We start from the raw sequence: 3,107 nt of genomic DNA on the forward strand, positions 1-3,107 counted from the left end.
GCCCGGCTGCATTGTCAGTGACAATGGGACCGAGTTCACCAGCAAGGCGATCCTGAAATGGGCCAACGAGAACGGTGTCGAGTGGCACTACATCGATCCGGGCAAGCCGCAGCAGAATGGCTACATCGAAAGCTTCAACGGCAGCCTGCGCGACGAATGCCTGAACGAGGAAATCTTCGACGGCCTTGCCGATGCCCGCCGCACGCTGGCCCTCTGGCGCTATGACTACAACAACGTCAGGCCCCATTCCTCGCTGGGCAACAAGACCCCGTCCGACGCGCGCCGGACGCTTGAGCTACTTGATGGCAACGCGCCCGGCGCGCTTGCCCAACCCGAAATCGACCAATATCAACCCCAAGGACTCTCGTTATGAACGAGGGACGACCGGGGGGCAGGTCAGGTAGAGAGGATTCGAGCAGAGTCGGCAACCCTCCCAAACCGCCATAAGCCGACATGAACCGACGCTGGCCGACATGGAGTACATTAATCGAGCCTGGACTTGCTACGCTGGCGCAATAAATAATATATTACTTACAATGACTTAATAGAATTTTCCGCCGATTTCAATTCGTTGATAAAATGTTGCAATGCCCAGGTAGAGAACGTTTGCATCCCGTCCGCCTGTTTTGAGAAATTCATGCGTGCGCGGAGCCTTTGCAGCCATTGAGTACATTCTGATAGGTTGCCGTGAGCAACGTATCCGTCCGGTGTGACTGCCCTGCCTGCGTGATGGAGTGGGTGATAGTGTCCACCATCGATAGTGGACATCTTGAGGTGGGTGATGGCGGGAAAGAAGGGTTTGAAGAAGCGTGTCTGGTCTGATGACGAGAAGCGCACGATTTGTGCGCAGACGCTGACAGAGGGCGTTTCCGTTGCACAGGTTGCGCGACGCTATTCGATGAACGCGAACCTGATTTTCAAGTGGCTAAAAGACCCTCGATTTGCTCCTGTAGAGGGCGGCGTATCTACCGCTGATGCCGTGGTTGAGAGCATTTTCCTCCCCATCGAGATTGATGCGCCACCGCTGGAAAGCGCCGATCCTGCGCCTGCGTGTGACGCGGAGGATCACCCCTATAGAGTCGTCAGCGCGCAGCGCGTGGACATCACCCTGTCGGATGGACGGCGTATTCTGGTGGAAGGTCCGACGGCCTTGTCGTCGGTTTTGGGCCTGATCCATGGGCTGACCGCATGATCCCGGTGCCAAGTAATACGCGGGTTTGGTTGGCGGCGGGCGTGACGGATATGCGGCGCGGTTTCAATACCTTGGCGGCACAAACGGAGAGGGAACTCGCTGAGGATCCATATTCGGGGCATCTATTTGTCTTCCGTGGGCGTCGCGGCGATCTGTTGAAAATCATTTGGTGGGATACTCAAGGAGCCTGCCTGTTCATGAAGCGGTTGGAAAGGGGTCGGTTTGTCTGGCCCGCTGCCAAGGATGGAAAAGTGCATCTGACAGCGGCGCAACTGTCGATGCTGCTGGAAGGTATTGACTGGCGCACACCGCAGCGAACATGGCGGCCAACGCAGACCGGATAACCCAATAAAACATGAGGTTTTGCACATTTTCCGTTCCGTTTGAGGGGGCGAGCGGATATAAATTATCCATGCGCGAGACCTTCAAATCCCTGCCTGACGATCCCACTGAACTGCGCGCAGTCAGTGAACTTTTGGTCGCTGAAGTGAAGTCACAAGCCTTCCAAATCGAAAAGCTGAAGAAGGAACTGGCGGGACATCGTAAGGTGCGTTTTGGGACCAAGTCTGAAAGCATGGATCAACTGGCTTTTGATCTGCAGGAAGACGCTGAGATCGCCGCCGCCGCTCAAAAGACGGCCCCGGCAGAGGACGCGGATGAGACCCCTCCCGCCAAGCGCACCCACAATCGCGCACCGCTGCCTGACCACCTTGAGCGACAAGAAGAAATCCTGTCGCCCGGTGACACCTGTGGCGATTGTGGCGGCGCGCTCAGGCAACTCGGCGAGGACGTGACAGAAGAGCTGGAATACGTCCCCGGCCACTTCGTCGTAAAACGCATCGTGCGCCCGCGCATGACCTGCACCTGCTGTGAGGCGTTCGCCCAGGCCGAACTACCCTCGCGCCCGATCACACGCGGCCGCCCCGGACCGGGTCTGTTGGCCCATATCCTGGCCGGGAAGTATTGCGATCACCTGCCACTTTATCGCCAATCCGAGATCTACGCCCGCGAAAAGGTCATCCTGCATCGCTCCACGCTGACCGACTGGGTGGGGCGATCCACGTCCCTGATGGCACCTTTGGCCGACCACATCGGTAAGCTGGTGCGCGCCGGGCCGGCGTTATTCGCTGACGATACACCCGTCAAAATGCAGGCCAAAGGCAAGGGGCAAACCGCCCGGTTGTGGAGTTACGTTCGAGATGAGCGGCCATGGTGCGGGCGAGCCCCACCTTGTGCGTGGTACCAGTTCAGCGTGGACCGGAAGGGCGAGCATCCATCATCCCACCTCAAGGGATATAAGGGCGTGGTGCACGCAGATGGCTTCACCGGGTTCAACGGCCTGTTCGGCGACGGCAAAGCCAGCGAGCAGGCCTGCATGGTTCATGTGCGCCGCAAGTTTGTCGATATCTATGAAAGCGAAGGCTCTGCCATCGCCCAAGAAGCGATCAAACGCATCGCGAGCCTCTATGCAGTGGAAAAAGAGGCCCGCTACACACCGGCTGAAAACCGCGCGGCCCTGCGGCAAGAAAAGGCAAAGCTGATCTTCGACGATCTCGAGGCCTGGCTCGCGCTGCAACTCCCCAAGATCTCCGGCAAATCGACGCTGGCAGCGGCCATCCGCTACGCGCTCGGGCGCATGCCCAAAGCCCGCGCATATCTCGAAAACGGGCAACTTGAGTTGGACAACAATATCTGTGAGCGTTCAATCAGACCGGTGACTCTGGGCCGCAAAAACTACCTGTTCATGGGGTCAAAAGGCGGTGGGGACGCCGCCGCCATCGCCTACACCCTCATTGAAACCTGTCGCATGAACAAAGTCGATCCCGAAGCGTGGCTTACTTGGGTCCTCGCCCGCGTCGCCGATCAAAAGATGACCCAGATCGAAAACCTCATGCCGTGGAACTGGACGACTGAC

Annotated in this window: 4 protein-coding genes; all 4 read left to right on the top strand. The window is 58.1% G+C overall.

The window, feature by feature from the left end; genetic code table 11:
* A partial coding sequence (locus C5F46_RS15825; protein ID WP_146160256.1) for an integrase core domain-containing protein occupies window positions 1-373 on the top strand: 373 nt, incomplete at its 5' end.
* Between the two features lie 408 nt (window positions 374-781).
* Entirely contained in the window at window positions 782-1,192 is a 411-nt protein-coding gene (gene tnpA / locus C5F46_RS15830; protein ID WP_107326263.1) for an IS66-like element accessory protein TnpA, read from the top strand.
* Window positions 1,189-1,536 (top strand): IS66 family insertion sequence element accessory protein TnpB, encoded by a 348-nt coding sequence (gene tnpB, locus C5F46_RS15835; RefSeq protein WP_107326264.1) that lies wholly within the window; start codon window positions 1,189-1,191, stop codon window positions 1,534-1,536. The genes tnpA and tnpB overlap by 4 nt, the downstream gene beginning before the upstream one ends.
* Window positions 1,537-1,604: 68 nt before the next feature.
* Window positions 1,605-3,107: IS66 family transposase (gene tnpC / locus C5F46_RS15840; protein WP_107326265.1), on the top strand; the 1,503-nt coding region annotated here is incomplete at its 3' end.

Source organism: Phaeovulum veldkampii DSM 11550 (assembly GCF_003034995.1).
In the GTDB taxonomy this organism is placed as follows: Bacteria; Pseudomonadota; Alphaproteobacteria; order Rhodobacterales; family Rhodobacteraceae; genus Phaeovulum; species Phaeovulum veldkampii.